The organism is Pseudomonas sp. 2995-3, from assembly GCF_002742565.1.
GTDB classification, from domain to species: domain Bacteria; phylum Pseudomonadota; class Gammaproteobacteria; order Pseudomonadales; family Pseudomonadaceae; genus Aquipseudomonas; species Aquipseudomonas edaphica.
In genome coordinates, this window is sequence record NZ_LJSB01000283.1 from 1 (window position 1) to 345 (window position 345).

General features: G+C 41.7%; 1 protein-coding gene. It reads left to right on the plus strand.

From position 1 onward, the window contains the following. A partial coding sequence (locus tag AOA62_RS25760) for a DEAD/DEAH box helicase (RefSeq protein ID WP_143521922.1) occupies positions 1-345 on the plus strand: 345 nt, incomplete at both ends.

The window sequence follows — 345 nt, forward strand, 5'->3', positions numbered from 1 at the left end:
ACCTTATCCCTTGGGAAGGAAGCGATTGTCTTAGTTCCTGAAATATCTTTAACGCCACAAATGGTAACGAGGTTTAAAGAAAGATTCGGTTCTGCTGTTGCAGTATTACACAGTGCTTTATCTAAAGGAGAAAAATATGATGAGTGGCGCAGAATTAGGGAGAAGGAGGTAAAGGTAGCAGTAGGGGCACGCTCAGCTATCTTTGCTCCTTTTGAAAATTTAGGGATGATCATCATAGATGAAGAACATGAGACTAGTTATAAGCAGGAGGAGGCACCTAGGTACCATGCAAGAGACGTAGCGATTAAACGAGGGGAATTCTATCAATGTCCAGTGATATTAGGA